Origin of the sequence: Fictibacillus sp. S7 (assembly GCF_004127935.1) — a bacterium.
Taxonomy (GTDB): domain Bacteria; phylum Bacillota; class Bacilli; order Bacillales; family Fictibacillaceae; genus Fictibacillus_C; species Fictibacillus_C enclensis.
Map to the genome: position 1 here is coordinate 3,373,882 of NZ_QJKL01000001.1, position 21,101 is coordinate 3,394,982.

At 46.6% G+C, this 21,101-nt stretch carries 24 protein-coding genes; 18 read left to right on the plus strand and 6 right to left on the minus strand.

The window, feature by feature from the left end; all coding sequences use genetic code 11:
- The first annotated feature begins 164 nt into the window (after positions 1-164).
- The 3 genes from DMO16_RS17525 to DMO16_RS17535 all read left to right on the plus strand — a co-directional run bounded on the left by DMO16_RS17525 (position 165) and on the right by DMO16_RS17535 (position 4,245).
- Positions 165-2,195 carry a beta-galactosidase gene (locus tag DMO16_RS17525; protein WP_241840586.1) on the plus strand — a complete coding sequence of 677 codons (2,031 nt, stop codon included), beginning with the start codon at positions 165-167 and terminating at the stop codon, positions 2,193-2,195.
- 168 nt (positions 2,196-2,363) lie between these two features.
- Entirely contained in the window at positions 2,364-3,314 is a 951-nt protein-coding gene (locus tag DMO16_RS17530; RefSeq protein WP_129478889.1) for an ABC transporter ATP-binding protein, read from the plus strand.
- On the plus strand, positions 3,289-4,245 hold the full coding sequence (locus tag DMO16_RS17535) for an ABC transporter permease (RefSeq protein ID WP_129478891.1): 957 nt from the start codon (positions 3,289-3,291) through the stop codon (positions 4,243-4,245). The genes DMO16_RS17530 and DMO16_RS17535 overlap by 26 nt, the downstream gene beginning before the upstream one ends.
- Positions 4,246-4,300: 55 nt before the next feature.
- Here DMO16_RS17535 and DMO16_RS24375 read toward each other — a convergent pair whose 3' ends face one another.
- Positions 4,301-4,462 (minus strand): hypothetical protein, encoded by a 162-nt coding sequence (locus tag DMO16_RS24375; protein WP_156412589.1) that lies wholly within the window; start codon positions 4,460-4,462, stop codon positions 4,301-4,303.
- A gap of 152 nt (positions 4,463-4,614) precedes the next feature.
- Between DMO16_RS24375 and DMO16_RS17540 the strand changes: the two genes are divergently transcribed.
- From DMO16_RS17540 to DMO16_RS17550, 3 genes are all read left to right on the plus strand, one after another.
- A complete protein-coding gene (locus DMO16_RS17540; protein WP_129478893.1) occupies positions 4,615-5,811 on the plus strand; it encodes a M20 family metallopeptidase in 1,197 nt (398 codons plus the stop codon).
- A gap of 73 nt (positions 5,812-5,884) precedes the next feature.
- Positions 5,885-6,655, plus strand: coding sequence for a VOC family protein (locus DMO16_RS17545; RefSeq protein ID WP_129478895.1), 771 nt, complete (start codon positions 5,885-5,887; stop codon positions 6,653-6,655).
- Between the two features lie 18 nt (positions 6,656-6,673).
- Positions 6,674-7,075: a thiol-disulfide oxidoreductase DCC family protein gene (locus tag DMO16_RS17550; protein WP_129478897.1), complete on the plus strand. Its 402-nt coding sequence runs from the start codon at positions 6,674-6,676 to the stop codon at positions 7,073-7,075.
- Between the two features lie 29 nt (positions 7,076-7,104).
- On the opposite strand, the gene DMO16_RS17555 is transcribed toward DMO16_RS17550, so the two are convergent.
- A complete protein-coding gene (locus tag DMO16_RS17555; protein ID WP_162264559.1) occupies positions 7,105-7,266 on the minus strand; it encodes a Spo0E family sporulation regulatory protein-aspartic acid phosphatase in 162 nt (53 codons plus the stop codon).
- Positions 7,267-7,575: 309 nt separating this feature from the next.
- Here DMO16_RS17555 and DMO16_RS17560 point away from each other — a divergent pair, with 309 nt between their 5' ends.
- The 7 genes from DMO16_RS17560 to DMO16_RS17590 all read left to right on the plus strand — a co-directional run bounded on the left by DMO16_RS17560 (position 7,576) and on the right by DMO16_RS17590 (position 14,352).
- Entirely contained in the window at positions 7,576-7,989 is a 414-nt protein-coding gene (locus tag DMO16_RS17560; protein ID WP_164988949.1) for a CHRD domain-containing protein, read from the plus strand.
- Between the two features lie 126 nt (positions 7,990-8,115).
- Positions 8,116-8,394, plus strand: coding sequence for a YhdT family protein (locus DMO16_RS17565; RefSeq protein WP_082635860.1), 279 nt, complete (start codon positions 8,116-8,118; stop codon positions 8,392-8,394).
- Positions 8,391-9,845: a sodium/pantothenate symporter gene (panF, locus tag DMO16_RS17570; protein ID WP_129478903.1), complete on the plus strand. Its 1,455-nt coding sequence runs from the start codon at positions 8,391-8,393 to the stop codon at positions 9,843-9,845. Before DMO16_RS17565 ends, panF begins: the two co-directional genes overlap by 4 nt.
- A gap of 145 nt (positions 9,846-9,990) precedes the next feature.
- Complete coding sequence (locus DMO16_RS17575; RefSeq protein WP_061973672.1) at positions 9,991-10,500, plus strand: M23 family metallopeptidase; 510 nt, start codon at positions 9,991-9,993, stop codon at positions 10,498-10,500.
- 161 nt (positions 10,501-10,661) lie between these two features.
- Positions 10,662-11,618 carry a mannose-6-phosphate isomerase, class I gene (gene manA, locus DMO16_RS17580; RefSeq protein ID WP_129478906.1) on the plus strand — a complete coding sequence of 319 codons (957 nt, stop codon included), beginning with the start codon at positions 10,662-10,664 and terminating at the stop codon, positions 11,616-11,618.
- A 116-nt stretch (positions 11,619-11,734) separates the two neighbouring features.
- Positions 11,735-12,610 carry an ROK family protein gene (locus DMO16_RS17585; RefSeq protein ID WP_129478908.1) on the plus strand — a complete coding sequence of 292 codons (876 nt, stop codon included), beginning with the start codon at positions 11,735-11,737 and terminating at the stop codon, positions 12,608-12,610.
- Positions 12,611-12,744: 134 nt separating this feature from the next.
- A complete protein-coding gene (locus tag DMO16_RS17590; protein WP_129478910.1) occupies positions 12,745-14,352 on the plus strand; it encodes a catalase in 1,608 nt (535 codons plus the stop codon).
- Between the two features lie 72 nt (positions 14,353-14,424).
- Here the strand turns inward: DMO16_RS17590 and DMO16_RS17595 are convergent, their stop codons facing one another.
- The 3 genes from DMO16_RS17595 to DMO16_RS17605 all read right to left on the minus strand — a co-directional run bounded on the left by DMO16_RS17595 (position 14,425) and on the right by DMO16_RS17605 (position 15,138).
- The gene (locus tag DMO16_RS17595) at positions 14,425-14,562 is read right to left on the minus strand and encodes a YvrJ family protein (protein ID WP_061973680.1); all 138 of its coding nucleotides are present in this window, start codon (positions 14,560-14,562) and stop codon (positions 14,425-14,427) included.
- Between the two features lie 93 nt (positions 14,563-14,655).
- Complete coding sequence (locus DMO16_RS17600; protein WP_129478912.1) at positions 14,656-14,874, minus strand: DUF2922 domain-containing protein; 219 nt, start codon at positions 14,872-14,874, stop codon at positions 14,656-14,658.
- A 48-nt stretch (positions 14,875-14,922) separates the two neighbouring features.
- A complete protein-coding gene (locus tag DMO16_RS17605; RefSeq protein ID WP_061973684.1) occupies positions 14,923-15,138 on the minus strand; it encodes a DUF1659 domain-containing protein in 216 nt (71 codons plus the stop codon).
- Between the two features lie 258 nt (positions 15,139-15,396).
- On the opposite strand from DMO16_RS17605, the gene DMO16_RS17610 reads away from it, so the two are divergent.
- From DMO16_RS17610 to DMO16_RS17620, 3 genes are all read left to right on the plus strand, one after another.
- Positions 15,397-15,891 (plus strand): sigma-70 family RNA polymerase sigma factor, encoded by a 495-nt coding sequence (locus DMO16_RS17610; RefSeq protein ID WP_129478914.1) that lies wholly within the window; start codon positions 15,397-15,399, stop codon positions 15,889-15,891.
- Positions 15,892-15,976: 85 nt separating this feature from the next.
- Complete coding sequence (locus tag DMO16_RS17615) at positions 15,977-17,080, plus strand: carbohydrate kinase (RefSeq protein WP_129478916.1); 1,104 nt, start codon at positions 15,977-15,979, stop codon at positions 17,078-17,080.
- Entirely contained in the window at positions 17,065-18,003 is a 939-nt protein-coding gene (locus DMO16_RS17620) for a pseudouridine-5'-phosphate glycosidase (protein ID WP_129478918.1), read from the plus strand. Before DMO16_RS17615 ends, DMO16_RS17620 begins: the two co-directional genes overlap by 16 nt.
- Positions 18,004-18,046: 43 nt before the next feature.
- Here DMO16_RS17620 and DMO16_RS17625 read toward each other — a convergent pair whose 3' ends face one another.
- On the minus strand, positions 18,047-19,258 hold the full coding sequence (locus tag DMO16_RS17625) for an MFS transporter (protein ID WP_129478920.1): 1,212 nt from the start codon (positions 19,256-19,258) through the stop codon (positions 18,047-18,049).
- 319 nt (positions 19,259-19,577) lie between these two features.
- On the opposite strand from DMO16_RS17625, the gene DMO16_RS17630 reads away from it, so the two are divergent.
- Together DMO16_RS17630 and DMO16_RS17635 are read left to right on the plus strand one after the other, a co-directional pair.
- Positions 19,578-19,922, plus strand: coding sequence for a winged helix-turn-helix transcriptional regulator (locus DMO16_RS17630; protein ID WP_061974183.1), 345 nt, complete (start codon positions 19,578-19,580; stop codon positions 19,920-19,922).
- A gap of 223 nt (positions 19,923-20,145) precedes the next feature.
- On the plus strand, positions 20,146-21,048 hold the full coding sequence (locus tag DMO16_RS17635) for an AEC family transporter (RefSeq protein WP_129478922.1): 903 nt from the start codon (positions 20,146-20,148) through the stop codon (positions 21,046-21,048).
- The last annotated feature ends 53 nt before the right edge of the window (positions 21,049-21,101 follow it).

A 21,101-nucleotide genomic window follows, 5' to 3' on the forward strand; every position in this document is an offset into this window, starting at 1 on the left:
TTCTACAACTGAAAGAAGCTTTGACGGGGGCTGTCCTGAAAGTCAAAAATCGACCTTCAGGCATCCCTTTTTGCGTAAAAAATCTTCAACGAAAATCAACGGCTTCCAGACTTCTTGGACAGCCCGTGTTTTTAAAGCACTTGGCATGTGAGAGAAATCTGAGCATGCAGACAAAGGAGCGATTCAGCTTGTATATGGGAGTGGATTATTACCCTGAACAATGGCCAAAATCAAGATGGACTGAAGATATCAGATTGATGAAGGAGCTTGGTGTCAATGTTGTTCGGATGGCGGAATACGGTTGGCATTTGATTGAGCCGGAAGAAGGCGTTTATGATTTTAGTCTTTTGAATGAAATCATTGATGAATTGACCGAAAATGGAATTAAAATCGTACTGGGCACTCCAACAGCCGCACCTCCTGCATGGATGGTGCAGAAGTATCCGGACATCCTGCCGACGGATCGAAACGGCAATCCCATTTCATTTGGGGGGCGCCGGCACTATACGGTTAACAGCACAACCTATCAACGGTTTACAGAAAAAGTAGTGCATAAGCTGGCGGAAAAATATGGTCATCATCCGGATGTGATCGGATGGCAGATTGATAATGAATTTGGCCATGAGAAGTCAGACCGCAGTTATGGAAATGAGGACCGTACATCCTTTTTGTTTTGGCTTCAAAATCGTTATGGCAGCCTTGAGGCTGTAAACGAAGCCTGGGGAACTGCCTTTTGGGGCCAGACCTATACGGAATGGGAGCAGATACCATTGCCGTTGAACGTGTACCAGCAGCATAATCCCGGATTGCTTCTTGATTTTGACCGTTTTTGTGCAGCGAGCTATACAGCCTACAGCAAGCTGCAGGTTGATCTGTTGCGGGAAATGATTTCCGATCACCAATTTATTACCCATAATTTTGTATTTAATGAACAGGCCATCGACCAGAGGGATATGGCCGAAAATCTGGATTTTGTTTCCAGTGGCAACTATCCGGTGTGGGGAAGCAGCCCCGAACCCGCCACACCGGCGTCCATAGCCATGCAGCATGACATCTGCCGTTCAACAAAGGATGGAAAGGGCTTTTGGGTTATGGAAGAGATTACGGGGGCACAAGGTTGGAATCATACCGGCTATCTTCCACGGCCGGGGCAGATCAGGCTTTGGACGTATCAGGCCATTGCACGCGGGGCCGAAGCAATTCTTTATTTCCGGTGGCGTTCTTCCCTGTTTGGTACCGAGCAGTTCAGCCACGGCATCCTTGGTCATGATGGAAAGCCAAAAAGGAAATTTGAAGAGGTGAAAGAGACCATTGCCGCACTTAAAACGTTCGGAGATGAATGGGTTGCTTCCGATTATATCCCTGAAGTGGGGATGTATTACGATGTGGAAAATGCCTGGGCATGGCGCATTCAGCCGCAAAGCGGGGCATTCGATTACAAACAGGAACTTCTTCGTTTTTACTATGGCGCTTATCATCTCAACAGTGCGACATGCATCGTATCACCAAAAAGCACCCTTGATGGCCTGAAAGTCGTGGTTGCTCCTGTATATTTCCTGACAGATCCAGAATTTACGGAAAAACTGAAAAAGTTTTCGGCGGAGGGAGGCACGGTCGTCCTTTCTTACCGTTCGGGCTTGAAAGAACCGAACAATGCGTTGACAGAGCTGACCCTGCCCGGGGAGCTCGCAGAGCTTGCGGGCGTTTACGTCAAAGAGTTCGAAGCCCTTCAGCCCGGTCAACAAACAAGGGTACGAGGCACCAAGGGAAATATTAAGGACATACTGTCACCGGCAACGGTATGGTGTGATATCATTCAGTCCATATCGGCAGACGTAATCGGTGTATACCGCGATGCGTATTACGAAGGCGAACCGGCTATAACCAGAAACAGATACGGAAAAGGCGTTGTTTATTACATTGGCACTGCGGTAGAAGAATACTTTTTGATGCGCCTTTATAAAGATATTTTCAAAGAGGCCGGTGTTGGAATGCTTGAACTTCCTGATGATGTGGAAATGGTAGTCCGCACCGGCAAAGGCGGTAAGAAATATCTATGCTTATTGAATCATTCCACCACCGCCAGCCACAGGCTGACACTGCCCAAGGGCAACTGGAAGGATGTTATGACAGGAGAGATCTTTAATGGAGTAGTGCGATTGCCTTCACTGGGTTCCTATGTCCTGATGCAATAGATCGAATGAAATACAAACTTTCCTCCTTTATGACAAGCGCGCATAAAGGAGTTTTTTTGGTTCTGGCAAGAACATGAAACTTCTTCGCCTATTGACCCGTATTATATTGTGTAATATGTTAGTATTTGGAAAAGTTGTAAAGGCAGTAACAAAGTTAAAGGAGGAAGTATGGAAACTGTACATACCTTGGAGTTAAAAGAAGTGACGAAAAAGATGAAAGGGAAGAATGTGGTGGACCACCTGTCCTTTGGGGTGAGGAAGGGGGAGATCTTTGGACTTCTCGGTCCGAACGGAGCAGGCAAAACAACCACCATCCGCATGATTGTGGGCTTGATCTCCATGAGCGGGGGCGAAATCCTGGTAAACGGTCTTGATATCCGTAAAAACTATGAAAAAGCAATGGAACAGATTGGAGCCATTGTTGAAAATCCACAGATGTATGATTATTTAACCGGATATAAGAATCTCATGCAATATGCGCGCATATTGCCCGGCGTCACCAGGGAACGGATTGATGAAGTGGTAAAGCTGGTGGATCTGGAACAGGCCATCCATAAAAAGGTGAAAACCTATTCTCTGGGCATGAGACAGCGGCTGGGTGTTGCGCAGGCACTGCTGCATCGTCCCTCCCTCCTCATTCTGGATGAACCGACCAATGGATTGGATCCGCAGGGAATGCACGATCTCAGAAACTATTTGCGGCTGCTTGCCGACCAGGGAACTTCTGTCGTCGTATCCAGTCATATTCTGGCCGAAATGGAATTGATGTGTGACAGAGTGGCTGTTATGCAACATGGGAAACTCGTCCGAATTGATAATGTGACGAATGTAACCGATCAGGCGCAGGCCAGGGTGCACTTCCTGCTGGAAAACGAAATGAACGAAGCCAAATCTCTCCTTGCTGAACACTTTCCGGAAAAAACAGTGGAGGTGTCCGAAAAGGAACTGATTGTAGAAGCAAACACAAATCAGGAAATCGGCGATATCAACAAAAGGCTCGTTGAAGCCGGTTTTTTGGTGTATGGGATCCAGGTGAAAAAGAAAACGTTGGAAGAGCGCTTCCTTGAAATGACTGGAAAAGGAGGGAATCTGAATGAAGTTTCTGTCGCTGGTCAGTAATGAATGGATCAAGATTTTCAGCAGAACCCGGACATGGGTATTTATCGCGCTTCCTATTTTGATCGTTTTAGGCGTAGCCATTTACGGAAAAGTGACGGAAGACGACACTGTAAAATCCAACTGGAAGCAGGAGGTCACTCAACAAAATAAAGAGTTAAAGAGCCAGATTGCTGAAGCCAAAAAGGACAACAGTCCAAAATTTGTTGCCCAGTCGCTCGAAAACGAGTATAAACAAAATCAATACGCATTGAAAAATGATATCTCTCCTTATGAAACAACAAGCTGGAAGTTCATGAAAGACATGGCGCCTCTTTCCTCCCTGCTGGGCTTGTTCGTAATTGTGATAGCCAGTGATATTGTGGCCGGAGAATTTGCCAAAGGAACCATCAAGATGCTGCTCATCCGTCCATACAGCAGGTGGAAGATTCTCCTTTCCAAGCTGATCGCCACCTTGGCCTTCGCCTTTTTCCTTTGGGTGATTCTCGTTGTTGCTACATGGCTGTTCGGCAGTATTTTGTATGGGTTTGGCGGGATGGATCAGCCATATTTGTCAATGATTGACGACAAGGTCCATGAAAAGCTCATCTCAGAATATGTGCTGGCCAACATGGGATTGGAGTTTATCGAGTTTGCGGTAACGGTTTTTCTTGCCTTTATGGTTTCAACCCTTTTCTACAGCAGTTCTGTAGCCATCGGGATTTCCTTGTTTCTTACATTTGCAGGAAATGCGCTCGTTCTGTTTATCAGCAGCAAGTCATGGGCGAAATACACGCTGTTTCCGAACATGGATCTTACCCAGTACCTGGATGAAGGACTTCAAGTGGTAAAGGGAATGTCTTTATCCTTTTCGCTTGGGATGCTTGCGATCTATTCAGCTCTCTTTTTGATTATTACCTTTGCCGTCTTTCAAAAGCGCGACGTCAAAGCCTAAACGTAAAGAGCCAGTACCTTATGCTGTGTGCATGGGTACTGGTCTTTTGTTGTGATCAGCATTCTTCTTCCTCTTCACTCGGGTGAGCAAGATGATGAACGATGCCGCTGATTACCGCCTGATCTGAAAACTCCAGTTCTTCATACACCTCATCAGGTGACACATCCTCACGATTGCTTTCAGATGGTTGCCCGATTCCTTCTTTCTTTTCATCCATGACGCACGCCTCCTTTTATCATATCCTTTTCCCTGAGAGGCACTTTTATTAAAGTCTTTTTGTACAATTAAGATGTCAGTATATTAAATCTTTTCGAATTATTTCATTTCTTATATAATGACCACCATATACAACAGAGGAAGTGACGAGTCATGAAGGTATTACCCGCAGTGAAAGAAAGCAGAGAACTGAAGGATCAGGTCATTGAATGGCGCCGGCATTTGCATAGAAATCCCGAATTGTCATTCCACGAGGAACAAACCTCGCAATTTATATACGAAACCCTTGAGTCGTTTGGAAACCTGGAGCTCTCCCGCCCCACAAAAAACAGTGTTATGGCAAAGTTGACCGGGAGCGAAAAGGGCCGTGTGCTTGCCATTCGGGCGGATATTGATGCACTGCCCATTACGGAAGAAAACGACGTTGATTTTATCTCCCAAAATTCTGGTGTAATGCATGCTTGTGGCCATGATGGCCATACAGCGATGCTTTTGGGAGCGGCCAAGATCCTTTCACAAAAAAAGGATCAGATGAAAGGAGAAATCCGGTTTATCTTTCAGCATGCCGAGGAAGTTTTCCCGGGCGGTGCTGAAGAAATGGTTCAGGCGGGTGTCATGGACGGTGTGGATGCAGTCATTGGAACCCATCTTTGGTCACCACTTGAAGTTGGCAAAATAGGAATCGTTTACGGGCCGATGATGGCTGCACCGGATACCTTTTTCCTGACCGTAACAGGAAAGGGCGGACATGCAGCACTTCCGCATCAGACCATTGACAGCATCGCAGTCGCTTCGCAGGTGGTCACCAACCTGCAGCACATTGTATCCCGCAACATTGATCCTCTCGGCCAGCTGGTGATTTCCGTAACCAAGTTTACAGGGGGAACCACCCATAATGTTATCCCGGGATCAGTGGAATTGTGCGGAACCGTTAGAAGCTTTGATCCTGAAATACGGGACCAGGCTCCACTGCTTATGGAGCGGGTCATCAAAGGAATTACGGAAGCCCACGGTGCGGCCTATGAGTTTAAGTATGAAAAAGGCTACCGTGCCGTCATCAATGAAGATAATGTTACACGGCTGCTGCAGGAAACCGCTGAAGAACTATACGGCGGAGAAAGCGTGGAACAGATGAAGCCTACGATGGTGGGAGAGGACTTCTCTGCGTTTTTACAGCAAACCGACGGCTGCTTTTTCTTTACAGGTGCCAGAAATGAGGAGAAGGGCATTACCTATCCGCATCATCACGCCCGTTTTACAATCGATGAGGACGCCCTGGAGCGGGGAGTCGCCATGTTTGTCAGAACAGCGGAAAAAATGCTTGGTAAAAAGGAAGAAGTAACTGTATAGAAAACTCAATGGCGGCAATGTAAAAGCATTGCTGCCTTTTTACTAAAGGTATGATGTGGGAAGGAGAAAGAAGATGTATGCATTTGATCACCTGGTGTACTTTACCGGCGAGTCATTGGACAGCCATATGGAAGAATTAAAGAGACAGAGGCTTCACCCGATATTTGGAGGAAGCCACGAGAGCTGGGGAACCCACAATGCATTGTGTTATTTTGGCCTCCGTTATGTTGAATACTTAGCGATAAAAGAACAAGGGATTGCACAAAAAGCGACAGAAAACCCTTTGATTGGCCAGTTGTTGAGGGATCTTCCTGATCAACCAGGTCCCGGACAGTTTGCCATTCGTACAGACAGGATTCAAGAGGTAAAGAAGCAGTTTGAGCAAAAAGGAGTAAAGACCCGTTTGCTTCCCGGAAGCCGGAAGAGAGAGGACGGATCCACCTTGGAATGGAAACTCCTTTTCTTGCAGTATAATGCGGCAGATGGTACATTAGCTCCTCCTTTTTTCATAGATTGGCTGAAGTCTGACGAGAGCAGGGAAAAGGAATTGAAGGAGAATGGTATGATTGGGAATCACCCTGCCGGTGAATTGACTATGGAACATCTAAAAATTATGGTAGATAACAGCAGGGTGTCTTCTTCACTGTGGCAAGAACGGCTGGATCTGCCGGCTGGCGGATCGTATCACGATTCTGATCTCAAAGCCGATTGCTTTGTGTTGAAACTGAAGGACTGCGACCTTCACTTTTGTTCGCCATCCTCTGAAGGTAAGGCGCAGCGCTTTTTGGAAGAGAGGGGAGAGCGGCCGTACAAATTAGTGCTCTCAAACGGGATGACGATATAAGGAAGGTGAGATAACATCATGCGCAATGGCCCGGTATTATTGTTTGATGGTGTGTGCAACTTCTGCAACAGCATCGTAAACTTTTTAATTAAGCAGGATAAAAAAGGGACGATTTCCTATGGTTCGCTGCAGTCAGAAGCCGGGAAGCAGATTCTGCAGCACTTCCGTCTTCCTGCGGATTCATTTGAAAGCGTGGTTTATATTAAAGACGGCGAAGCCTACCAAAAGTCAGATGCGGCGATAGTGATTGCAAGAGACCTTGGAGGCGTGTGGAAATTAGCGGTTCTGGCCAAATTCATTCCGCGCCGGGCCCGTGATGCGCTCTATGAATGGATTGCCAGAAACCGCTATAAATGGTTTGGAAAGAAAGACCAATGCATGATTCCTTCACCGGAAGTGCGCCGGCGGTTCATCGATTAAAAAAGCTGTCCCCAAACAAGGGGACAGCTTTAAGCACAATTGTGAAGTTCATTTAGTTTTTGGTCTAGTAACTGGCTTAACTGTACAAGTAGCGGGTCTGCGAGGTTGGTTACAGTGGAGCTCATAACGTACATTGTTAAGCGGATGGCATCGATCTCAAGTTTTAACGTAACCATGTTCTGCTGAGTCATATCCATTCCCCCTATACAGAAAAATGTTTTATAACTGCACACCTCAAGTATGTATCACTATATATTCCCATTTTATACTAGATATAGAATGCTGTCTATTTAATTTTCACAATATATAGTTTATTTTTAAGCCTTTTTCATAGTTTTTACGTAAAAATTCACGGTTTGTTCATTTTTGTAAAAAATGTATGGTTATTTTTCAAAAATTCCTTGGGAAATACACTATTTTTCTAAAAGCTAGATAAATAAACAAGCCTCTTTTCCATTCCGGAATATACTGTCAATAGCTATCGGAAAGGAGTGGTTGGATTGTTGTTAAAGCATTTTTTATGCAGGTTAAAAGGCGATAATGAAGTTTCGCCTGTTCATACCCGGGCATCCGGCACCACCGAATTTGTCCTAAGCTCCAACGGCAACAAGCTGCATTACCGCATTCAAGTCAACAATGTAAGAAAGTTGACCCAAGTGCGTATTCATATTGGACCAGCTGGAAAAAATGGTCCAGCGGCAGCGTATTTATTTGGTAACATCAACCCTGGGATCAGCATCAACACCGGGATTGTAACGGGCAATATCACAAGCAAAGATTTAATTGGGCCACTTCAAGGCATGCCTTTATCCAAACTTATTGAAGAAATCAGCGCGGGAAACGCTTATGTTAATGTGTATTCCGAATTCTGCACGGGCGGGGAGCTGCGCGGCCAGATTGATCCAATTAAATAAAAATATCAACGGCGTAGCTTCACTCAGCTAGGCTGTTTTATTTTTCCACTTTTAGATTTTGTCCATGATCTTATGTATAATAGACAAATGATGAGTTATAGTGACAGTGTGAAAGGAGCTGTTTCGATGGATCCTCGTTTCAAAGTATCCAACCGTGAAGCACTCATGGGAATAGGCCTTGCAGTTCTGAATTTTATCTGGTGGTACGCGTTTGCCTATGGACTCGGAGGGAAACCCGTTAAAGAATATCAGTACATATGGGGATTGCCTGCGTGGTTTTTCTACAGCTGTGTAGCCGGTTTCGTGGTCTTTTCCATTCTTGTTTACGTTATGGTGAAGGTTTTCTTTAAAGAATTGCCCTTTGAAGAAGACACCTATCAAGAGACAAAGGGGGAGGAAAAATGAACTGGGAAGTACTCCTCCCCTTGATCGGCTTTTTAATACTTATGTTTTTGGCAGGATTATTTACAGCGCGCCAAGTGACAGAAGGACCTGGGTTTCTTAAAGATTACTTTTTGGGAGGCCGGCATCTTGGCGGGTTTGTTCTGGCATTGACAATGGTTGCTACATACGGAAGTGCCAGCAGCTTTATCGGAGGACCAGGGATTGCCTATAACCTCGGCCTTGGCTGGGTGCTTCTTTCGATGGCCCAGCTAGTTACGGGATACTTTACCCTGGCGGTCCTCGGGAAGAAATTTGCCATTGTGGCCCGAAAAATTGATGCGGTGACCCTTATCGATTTTTTGAAAGCCCGCTATGAAAACAAATGGGTGGTGATCTTTTCCGCTGCAAGCATAAGCATTTTCTTGTTTTCCTCCACCGCTGCGCAGTGGGTAGGCGGAGGCCGGCTGATTGAATCCTTTACCGGTGTTTCCTATCCAACAGCTTTAATTATTTTTTCGTTCTCGGTTCTGGTGTATGTGGTAGCTGGGGGATTCAGGTCCGTTGTGATTACCGATACGTTAATGGGCATCGTTATGTTCATCGGCACATTGATCATTCTTGCCGGAACCATTGTCGCCGGCGGGGGTGTTCCTCATATTATTTCGACGCTCTCGGCAGAGAACCCGAATCTAATTACGCCATTTGGCGCAGACAAATCGTTAACGCCGCTGTATCTGTCTTCCTTTTGGCTTCTTGTGGGGGTAGGTGTTGTCGGGCTGCCGCAAATTACGGTAAGGGCGATGTCCTACCGTAATTCCAAAGCGATGCATCAGGCGATGATTATTGGCACGTTTGTGGTCGGATTCATCATGCTTGGCATGCATTTGACGGGTGTCTTTGCGCGGGTGGTGATTCCGGGTATTAAGGTCGGAGACACAGTCATGCCCCTTCTTGCATTGAAAGTACTGCCGGGATGGCTCGCCGGAATCGTGCTGGCGGCACCACTGGCAGCGGTCATGTCCACGGTGAATTCGATTCTGTTGATTGTCAGTTCCTCCATCGTGAAGGATGTTTACATCAACTACATTAAACCCGATGCGAGCGAGCAATCCGTAAAGAGACTCAGTTTTTCGGTGACCACCATTATCGGTGTCCTGGTTTTCTTTGTGGCTCTTCATCCGCCTGATCTTCTGATTTGGCTGAATCTGTTTTCCTTTGGAGGGCTGGAAGCTGCGTTTATCTGGCCGGTGGTTCTCGGACTCTATTGGAAAAAAGGAAATGCCGCAGGTGCAGCAGGATCGATTGTGGGAGGCGTAGTGTCCTATATCCTTCTGGACCAGCTCGCCCCGAACCTGTGGGGAATGCATACGGTCGTTTTGCCGGTGGCGATATCACTGGCCACCTATATCGTGCTTAGCCTGCTGTTTCAGAAAAATACGGAAAACGAGCTTTCAAGGCAAAATATCATCTAGTTTTGTACAGCAGTGCCTCTTATAGGGGCACTGTTTTTTTCTTGAACCGCAAGTAATCGATTTTTACACCTTTTCCCATATGTATTTTTACTACTTTCCAGCAAGCTAATAAATATACCATGTTAGCTTCCGGGAGGTTTTATCTTTGAATCGATACAAAATGCTTTTAATCGGTGGTATGTTCTTGATCAGCCTGGTGGTGATGCTGGATCTTCCGTTTGAAAAGGCGGCGGCATCCCCGGTTTTCCAGATTCCTTTTCCTCCGGGACAAGTGTGGATCGGCCAGACACGGATGAACCACAATCCTCAAAATGCAGTGGATTTAAACCGCCTTTATGACGAGGGGGACGAGGTAACCGCATCGGCGCCAGGGAAGGTCGTAAAAATCAGGAACCTGGGAAATCGAAGTTACGGGCGGTATATCGTAATTTCACACGGCGGCAGATGGGAGACGCTCTATGCTCATTTGAGCAGTGTTCAAGTTAAGCTCGGGCAACAGGTGAAGCGCGGCGAAAAGATAGGAGCCGTGGGAAGCAGCGGGGCAAGCACAGGGGCGCATCTTCATTATGAACAGCGGTACAATGGCAAAGCCCAGCAGATCAGATGGAGGGGGCACAGCATCTTTTACTGGGGAAGCAAGACCTATCAAAGCTAAAAGCACAAGCATATCCTCTCTATTTCTTTTCATCGAAGCAAAATTTTTGAAGTTTTGCCACAAAAGATTCCGTTGTTCACGGTTTCACTATCTTACGGGAATAAGGTAAAATAGAAGCTGTATCTTTTGTTATTGGATGAAAATGATGAGGGGATGTTGGTATGTACGCGGAACCAATTTTTTTGCAGCCTGTTTTTAAAGACCGGATTTGGGGAGGAACGAAGCTCAGGGAAGTTTTCGGTTATGAGATTCCATCGGAAACAACCGGGGAGTGCTGGGGAATTTCAGCCCATCCAAACGGTCCAAGCACGATACTCAATGGTCCGCTTCAAGGTATGACGCTTGATCAGGCGTGGCAAAAGCACAGGGGGCTTTTCGCCGGACAGGAGGGGAACGATTTTCCTTTGCTTGTAAAAATCCTGGATGCCAAGACCAATCTATCTGTTCAGGTGCACCCTGATGATGACTATGCGCAACAAGAAGAGGACGAACCATTTGGAAAAACCGAATGCTGGTATGTTATAGATTGCGAGGAAAATGCTGAACTCGTGTACGGCCACCATGCCAAATCGAAAAGTGAATTTCAGCGAATGGTCGACGATGGAGAATGGGATAAGCTTCTCCGCAAAGTGAAAATTCAGCCTGGGGATTTTGTTTATGTTCCAAACGGCACCATTCATGCCATTGGTGCCGGTACGATGATCCTTGAAACGCAGCAGAGCTCGGACGTCACGTATCGTGTATACGATTATGATCGCAAGGACGATCAGGGGAATACGAGGGAACTTCATATCAAGCAGTCGATTGAGGTAGCGATGATTCCCCACCAGGATGCGGATTTTCAGCCGGTTGAAGATAAACAGGACGGTTTGGAGATCAAGAAGCTGATCAAAGAATCCTATTTTACGGTCTACCACTGGAACCTGGATGGAAAAGCAGAGAACCTGGATAACCCGATGTATCTTCTTGTCAGTGTGCTTGACGGTGAAGGCGAAATTGAAACGCAAAGCGGATCTTCGTCATTCAAAAAGGGGGACCATTTTATTGTTCCTTCAACGGTAAAGAAATTTTCTTTAAAAGGAAATGCTTCCTTCATCACTTCGCACAGCACCAAATAAAAGCCGCAGTCTCTTTTAGGAGGCTGCCTTTTTTTTACCGCGAAAAAGTACGACTGGCGGTCGGTGAATATGGTACATTAAACAAGAAAAGAACTGAATGCGAGGAGGAAGTCGGAATGAAGCTCGGGGCAATTGAAGCGGGAGGAACCAAGTTTATTTGCGGCATTGGAGATGAGGACGGCAAGGTGCTGGAGCGGGTCAGCATCCCGACCACCACACCGGATGAAACCATCGGACAGGTTCTGGAGTTTTTTCGCAGCAAGGAAATCAGCGCGATGGGAATCGGTTCGTTTGGACCAGTGGATTTGAATAAAAACAGCGATACGTACGGATATATCACCAGCACGCCAAAGCCGCATTGGGCTCAATACAACTTGGTCGGAGAGATTCAAAAGCACATTCGCGTACCGGTTGCTTTTGACACAGATGTAAACGCTGCCGCTATGGGAGAAATGGAATGGGGAGCGGCCAAAGGACTGGACAGCTGTATTTATATGACGGTCGGAACAGGAATCGGCGTCGGAGCCATCACCGAAGGCAAATTGCTGCACGGCTTAACGCATCCTGAAATGGGCCATATCCTGGTCAGGCGTCATCCGGAAGATAGCTTTGCAGGGAACTGCCCGTACCATAAGGATTGCCTTGAAGGCATGGCGGCTGGCCCTGCGCTTGAAAAGCGCTGGGGACAGAAAGGAATTGAACTTGCCGACAGACCGGAAGTCTGGGAATTACAGGCGTATTATCTGGCCCAGGCACTTGTAAACTATATTCTCATCCTGTCGCCGAAAAAGATGGTGATCGGCGGTGGCGTGATGAAACAAGAGCATCTTTTCCCAATGGTACGTCAGCAGGTGATCAGCCAGCTGAACGGTTATGTGCAGCACAGCCAGCTGACAGAGGAAAATATCAGGAATTATATTGTTCCTCCGGGTCTTGGCGACAATGCCGGCCTTAGCGGTGCATTGGCACTCGCCAAAACGCTCAAACATTAAATTTTACACAGGTCCGTCTTTTCTCAGGCGGGCTTTTTTTCTATATTTATCTAATTTTAGGAAATGAGGTGTTTTTTTACCATGTAAAGGGAAATGTAGGTATTGCGACTACATATTACCAGGGAGGTACGAACGTGAATAAAGATCAGTCCAACCCGAATGAAAAAAAGTCTAAAGAAGAAAATGACCAAACGCTGACGAACCGTCAGGGACATCCTGTAACCAACAACCAGAATATGCGGACCGTAGGCAATCGTGGGCCAGCCACGCTGGAGAACTACGACTTTCTGGAAAAAATCAGTCATTTTGACCGTGAACGTGTGCCGGAACGAGTCGTACATGCCAGAGGGGCAGGAGCACACGGTTATTTTGAAGCGTATGGAAAAGTAGGGAATGAACATCCTTCCAAATATACAAGAGCTAAATTGTTTCAGGAAAAAGGAAAGCGTACGCCATTGTTTGTCCGTTTTTCCACCGTTACCCACGGAACCCATTCTCCGGAAACCTTGCGTGACCCGCGTGGATTTGCGGTCAAATTCTATACCGAAGATGGCAATTGGGACCTTGTTGGAAACAACCTGAAAATCTTCTTTATTCGTGATGCCATTAAGTTTCCGGATTTGATTCATGCCTTTAAGCCGGATCCGGTAACGAACATTCAGGACGGACAACGGATTTTTGATTTTATTTCAAGCTCACCTGAAGCAATGCACATGATTACGTTCCTGTTTTCTCCGTGGGGCATTCCGGCCAACTATCGCCAGATGCAGGGATCAGGGGTTAATACGTACCGCTGGGTCAATGCAGAGGGAGAGGCTGTGCTGGTAAAGTATCATTGGGAGCCGAAGCAGGGCATCAAAAATCTGACGCAGAAAGATGCGGAAGAGCTTCAAGGGAAGAATTTCAACCATGCGACACAGGATTTATATGAGCATATCGAAAAAGGAGAGTATCCGGAATGGGAGCTGCTTGTTCAGATTATGAGTGATGACGAGCATCCCGAACTGGATTTCGATCCGCTTGACGATACCAAGCTGTGGCCGGAAGACCAATTTCCATGGCTGCCTGTAGGAAAAATGGTCCTCGACCGCAACCCAGAGGATTATTTTAATGAGGTGGAACAGGCGGCGTTCGGAACCGGGGTGCTTGTGGACGGCATGGATTTTTCAGATGACAAAATGCTGCTTGGACGCACCTTCTCCTATTCCGATACACAGCGCTACCGGGTCGGGGCCAATTACCTCCAGCTGCCGATCAATGCTCCGAAAAAGCGGGTGGCGACCAATCAGCGAGGCGGCCAAATGCAATATAAGGTTGACCTTGGCGAAAATCAAAATCCGCATGTGAACTATGAACCTTCCACAACGGATGGACTAAAAGAAGCAAAGCAAAGCGGCAAGGAGCATACACCGTTTGCCTCTGGCCATGTTGTGCGGGAAAGCATTGATCGTCCGAACAACTTTGGACAGGCGGGTGACACATACCGTCATTTTGAAGAATGGGAGCGCGAGGAACTCATCACCAACCTGGTGAATACACTTGCTCCTTGTGATGAACGCATCAAGAGCAAAATGATAGATATGTGTCACCAATGTGATGAAGATTACGGAAAAAGGTTGGAAGAAGGACTTCGCATGGCATCTGATGGCAACAGCTCCACCCAGGAACCGATTGGGGCAGAGGGAGCAGCCGACGCGGTCAAGGAAGCAGAAGAAAAAGGACATTCCGAAGATCCTTATTGATCAACGATAAAGAAAGGCATCAAAAAAAGCCAGGCACTCCATGAAGCGGAGTGCCTGGCTTTTTTGTTTTTGCTATCGTTGGATCCGTTCGGCCAGCGACAGGATCGAGTGGTTCAATGTATCAAGTTTGCCTTCGATACGGTGCAGCAAATACAGCGTCACTACGACCGGAAAGCCAACATCGCTTACGAAAGAGAGCCATGTTTCCATTTTCGCTTCCTCCTTTGCACGAGATCACCCGCTTTTAAAAAACAGGGCTGCTGACACAAGAGGTCAACAGCCCTTATTTGGTGTTATTTTTGATTATGGAAGTACAATGTCACTGGTTGATCGGTCCGTGAGGCGCGCGCCTTTCTTTTTTACAAAATCGCCGCCTGTGGAAACAAAGATGTTTTGGGCGATAACAGTGTCCATCGCCGCTTTAACCGCTGCCGTATCCACCGGTTCTGCCGGGGAGTCAAGCGAGATAGTGACGGTTTTGTCCTGCTCATTGATAAATTGAAGTTCCAACGTTTTTGCCATGGATAAAAACCTCCTTTCTTTTTAAGCATTTTTAAGAGGGTGAATGTCTTAAGCATAGATGCTGTGAGAATCATTGCGTTCCACCGAGAGCAACGGCAGCTGCTGAAGAGGAGCAAGGGCATTGGCTACCGCATAAAGCTGATCAGGGGTTGCGCTTGTTTTTACGTTGGAGAAATTTTTATTCTTGTAAATTTGCTTGTCGCCGTCCATTCCTCCGTCAAAAACCAATCGAAGCTGTGTGCTTAGGATTGCTGTTGTGGCCATTTCGTTCACCTCCTTTCACCTATAAGTAGACCGTTTGGTGAAAAAGGAGGCATCTTCACAAAAAAAGATTTCTTTTTTGTTTTTCCTCACTCAGCAAGCCTTCATAAGTCATGTTTCATAGTGTGAAAATCGGTTTTCCGGAGCATTTAACCCCTTTATTTACCGATTTTCGTAATATGACAGGCGCTGTATCAGAAAGTAGTTTTAAGGTACCGGCGGAATAAAAGAAGGCACGTGTCTGATAAAGGATTATGGAAGATGCATATTACGTTTGAAGAATTGGCTCAACAGTTTGAGCCTTTGATCAAATCGCAGATCCGTACACTTGGTGTGGTCAACCGTTTTGATGAGTACTACCAGGCAGGACTGATTGGCCTGTGGGAAGCAAGCCTGAGGTTTGACGAAAGCAAGGGGGAATTCGGGCCATTCGCGTACAGAACAGTACGGGGGAAAATGCTGGAACTATTGAAAAAAGAAACGAAATTCAAGTCGGTACATGTGGGTTTTTCTTTGGAACTGACGGAAACCATCCCTTATGAAGGCGGTGTTCTTCCCCTTGAACAGGAGGTATTGGAGCTGTATTTGTCCAAGCTTACCGCAAGACAGAGAACATGGGTGGTGAAGAAGTTATTTTATCAAATGAAAGAGACCGAGATCGCGGATGAGAAGGGGGTAAGTATCAGTGCCGTTAAATCCTGGCGAAAACAGGCACTCGCAAAACTTCGCGGACTGCAAGCGAATAATATTTTTTAATTTTCAGAAATCAGTAGACGACCTTTTATCTGACGTTTAAACTAAAATTAATTTAGTGAAAAATGGTTGGGAAAGGATGTAGTTTATGGATAAGGAATCTCAAATCCTTGGTATGATCCAACGGAACCCCTTCATCAGCCAACGAGAAATCGCAGACGAATTAGATTTGGCCCGCCCCGCGGTGTCCGGCTATATTGCCAGCCTGATAAAAAGCGGCAAGATCAAAGGGCGTGCCTACATTTTGCCGGAGCCAAAAGGAGTTACTTGTATTGGCGGGGCCCATTTGGATAGAAAAGCCACCTGCAGAGAAACGATCCAATATGAAACGTCCAACCCGGTGACCATTACCGAGACCTGCGGCGGTGTCGTTCGAAACATTAGTGAAAATCTCGGCCGGCTCGGGGCAATCGTCAGCCTGATCAGTATGGTGGGCAATGATAAAGAAGGAGAATGGGTCATTAAGAATACTGGCAAGTACGGCGTCGATACGAGCCAGATTCACAAAGATAAGAGACAGGCAACAGGTACATACACTGCAATTTTGGACAAAAACGGAAATATGGCGGTTGCCGTTGCCGACATGAACATCTATGAACAGATGACCGTGCCGTTCATTATGCAAAAATGGCAGCACATCGCCGAGTCCAGCCTGGTGGTACTGGACACGAACCTTCCTGAACAGACATTGTTTTATCTTACAGAACGCTGCAAGCTGGAAAACATACCGGTGATTGTTGACCCGGTTTCCACAATAAAATCGAAGAAACTGATGAAATCCTTAAGCGGCATTCACAGTATACTGCCGAATAAAGAGGAAGCAGAAGTCATCTCCGGCATGGAGATTCACGGGCTGGATCACTGCAAAGAAGCTGCCCGGAAAATTCATGGACTCGGCGTAAAAAACGTCATCATCACACTCGGAAGCCAGGGGGTGTTTGCCTCATCCGGACAAGAAGCAGTTCACCTGGCTGCTTTTCCGGTAAGAACGGTCGATGTCACCGGAGCCGGAGATGCCTTTGCAGCGGGCTATTTGTTTGGCTTATCAAAGAAAAAGGAGTTTGTTCAGTCCTGTCAATATGGACTCGCACTGGCCTCCTTAACCTTGCAGACCGGATTATCCGTTTACCCGCATCTTACCGCTGAGAGGATGACGAAACTGGTGGAGGAAAACGAATGCATTTCTATTTAACGTATACAGAAGAAGTGAAACAGGCCCTTACTGCAGGAAACCCTGTTGTAGCTCTGGAGACCACCATTATTGCTCACGGCATGCCTTATCCGCAAAATGTGAAAATGGCCCGGGATGTGGAGCAGATTATTAGAGATAATGGAGCGGTGCCGGCAACCATCGGTATCATGAACGGAAAAATAAAGATTGGCTTAAATGACGAGGAACTGCAGGAATTTGCAGAGAGCAGACAGGTGGAAAAAGTAAGCCGAAGGGATTTTCCTTACATCCTTTCCTCTGGAAAAACAGGGGCCACAACCGTGGCTGCCACGATGATCGCTGCTGATTTGGCCGGCATTTCTGTATTTGCAACAGGCGGTATTGGCGGCGTACACCGGGGAGCGGAAAATTCGATGGATATCTCGGCGGACCTGAAAGAACTTGCTCACACCAACGTTGCCGTGGTCTGTGCAGGGGTAAAGTCCATACTGGATATCGGTAGAACACTGGAATACCTTGAAACAGAGGGCGTACCGGTTGTGGGCTACCAAACGGATGAATTTCCCTCCTTTTACTCAAGAGAAAGCGGATTTGGGGTGGATTTCAGGACCGATACTCCTGAAGAAATTGCACGCATGCTTCAAACCAAGTGGAAGCTTAACCTGCAAGGCGGTGCTGTGATTGCCAATCCGGTGCCTTTAGCATATGCGATGAATCATGAAGACATGGAGGATGTAATCCTTAAAGCCCTTCATCAGGCGGATGAACAGCACATAACCGGCAAAGACATCACGCCGTTCCTGCTGAACAGCATCAAGCAGTTGACCGAAGGAAAAAGCCTGGAAACCAATATCGCACTCATCAAGCATAATGCCGAAGTGGCAGCGAAGATAGCCGTCGCCTTTGTGAAACAGCAGCCGAGGGCCCAGGTGGGGTTTGTTTAATGAAGAACGGGATGCTTCCAGCGCATCCCTTTTTTAAATCCTTTTATTTAACTGTTTTTCGTTCCAATGCCCGGCTCCATGCTGTAAGAAGAACAGCGCCGACGACCATCAGTCCGCCGACCCATGGGGTGTGAATTAACCCGATGGAGTCAACGACAATTCCGCCAACATAGGCGCCGATCGCAATCCCTACGTTAAATGCGGCAATATTGATCGCAGAAGCAACATCAACCGCCGATGGGACGTATTTTTCAGCCAGCTGGACCACGTATACCTGCAGTCCAGGTACGTTCATAAAGGCAAAGAGCCCCATAATCACAATTGTGATCGTTCCAACTGCTTTCATGGGAGCAGTAAAGTATAGGATAAAGAGGACGATCGCCTGAACCACGAACATCCAGAACAACGCCTTGATCGGATTTGTATCGGCTGCTTTTCCCCCAATGGTATTGCCGATCGCAATGGCAGCTCCGTACACAAGTAAAATGATGCTGACGGTCTTTGGCTGGTAACCGGTGATGTTCTCTAAGATAGGTGCCAGGAAGGTAAAGGCGACAAAGGTTCCGCCATATCCAAGAGCAGTAATGGCAAAGGCAAGAAGCAGTCTGCCGTTTGTCACGAGTTTTACCTGGTCACGGAAGGAAGATTTTGCTCCCATTTTTAAATTGTTTGGTATGAGAAACAAGCTGGCGAAAAAGGCAATTACACCTAATAAGGCTACTGCGGCAAATGTCGCTCTCCAGCCGAAGGTTTGGCCAACAAAGGTTCCAAGCGGCACTCCGGTGACAGTTGCCACGGTAAGGCCTGTAAACATAATGGCAATCGCACTGGCTCTTTTGTTTTCCGGAACGAGATCAGCGGCGATCGTAGATCCGATGGAAAAAAAGACACCATGCGAAAATGCCGTGATTACGCGTGCGATAAGCAGCAAAGCAAAGCTGTGGCTAAGCGATGCGACCGTATTTCCGACGATAAAGACAATCATTAAAAGCAATAATAGCGTTTTTCGGTTCAGCCGGCTGGTGAGCGCGGTAAGGACGGGTGCGCCAAAAGCAACACCCAGCGCGTAGCCTGAAATAAGAAGACCGGCAAGGGTAATGGAAACCGATAAGTCATCAGCCAAAGAGGAGAGGAGCCCGACCGGTACAAACTCTGTCGTGCCGATGCCGAAAGCACTGATCGCCAGTGCCAGCAGGGCAAATGTTCCTTTCTTCTCAGCTGTTTGTGTTTGTTGTGGAAATGTATGTGAAGACATAAGAATTCTCCTTTCAAAGTTGTAAACCATAATAAATCAGCTCAATCTGCACATGGGCCCGGAAATCTGTGCCGCTGACTAGGGTTATTATGGGGCAGAACAGACGCATTGAGAAGTACGTACTTTAAAGTGCGGCAGACACTCCCGGGTTCTATAGGAACCGATAAGTGCAATAGGTACTTTAAAGTGCCTGTCCCCGGGTTATTGAAACACCGTGAATCTTATGGTATGATGTGAAAGGTTTTATACGGTTGATAAAAATATATAGGGTTATTATTGACATATAGGTGCGAAAAAGTAACTGTAAGGAGGAAACATGGTGAAGAAGTATAACATTCCTGTAGAAGCAGCATTGGAAGTGATCGGCGGAAAGTGGAAAGTCGTGATTTTATGCCATCTCATCAAAGGAACGAAACGAACAAGTGAGCTTAAACGTTCCATGCCCACGATTACTCAGAAAATGCTGACCCAGCAGCTTCGCGAGCTGGAGGCGGACGGTGTGATTGAACGTAAGATTTATCAGCAGATTCCTCCAAAAGTTGAATACTCACTTACTGAATACGGCTGGTCGCTCAAGGGAATTCTTGATTCTCTCTGTGCATGGGGAGAAAAACACATTGAACGAAATTATGATGATAAATCCCTTGTTTTAGTCGAGGGATAATACAGACGGCGGACTTTTAAGGCTTAAAAAGCCAGAAAGTCTGCCGTTTTTTTATGCTTTTGGCCGGATGGGAAAGGGTCATATGACCTGAAAAAAACAGCATGGAAAAACTGAAGCGAATGATCGGCATCTTGCTTAAATCCATACTTTGGTAAATTAATGGTCCAGTCGCTCTGATTGAGGTGTTATAATAAATTCAAACACATTATAAGGGATGAAGACGATGGAATTACTGGGGATATTGCTGCCGGTTTTTTTTATTTTCGGCATTGGGTTTGTCGGGCAAAAAACGCTTGGGTTGGATCCTAAATCGCTGTCCAAAGTGTCGGTGTATTTACTTTCGCCCTTTTTGGTGTTTCGTACATTCTATGAAACACATTTTACCCACACCCATGTGTACATGTTTATCTTTACCTTTGCTTTATGTTTTGTCTTAATCGGTGCGGCCTATCTGGTCAGCTTTATCCGCGGATACAATCAGTGCCAGGCATGTGGAATGATTCTTGCATCCGCTTTTATGAACAATGGAAACTACGGTACACCGGTTGCCCTGTTTGCCTTTGGTGCCGCAGGATTGGACTATGCCATTGTTCTTATGGTCGCCCAGCAGCTTGTCATGTGTACAGTAGGGGTTTACTTTGCTGCTAAAGGAAGCCCTGACAGCGACGGGTTCCGCTCTGCGCTGCGAGCCGTTGTCCGTTTGCCCATTGTGTATGGAGCCTTCGCTGGTTTAATACTTCAGATGTTGCCTTTTTCATTGAGTAAGACTATGTCAGAAGCCATCGATCTTGTTGCGAATGCAACGATTCCTATGATCATGATTGTTCTCGGCATGACACTGGCCAACATCTCCATCAAAAAGCTTCAGATGGAAAAAATCTCGCTTTCCATTGCCATCAAGCTCGGATTGTCGCCTTTTATTGCGTTTTTGATCACGCTTGCTCTTCCCATAGACAATCTCTTGAAATCCATCATGATTTTGATGGCCGCCATGCCAACAGCTGCAAACACGACCATCTATGCGCTTCAATATGGTACCGAACCGGAATTTGTTTCGAGTGCCACCCTCGTAAGCACCCTTTTAAGTCTCGTTACCTTGCCGTTTTTTCTGTATTTTATGGTTTAGCCTGCATGGTCTCTGCCCTGACGACCAGTGATCCGGTTATAACCTTCACCGGA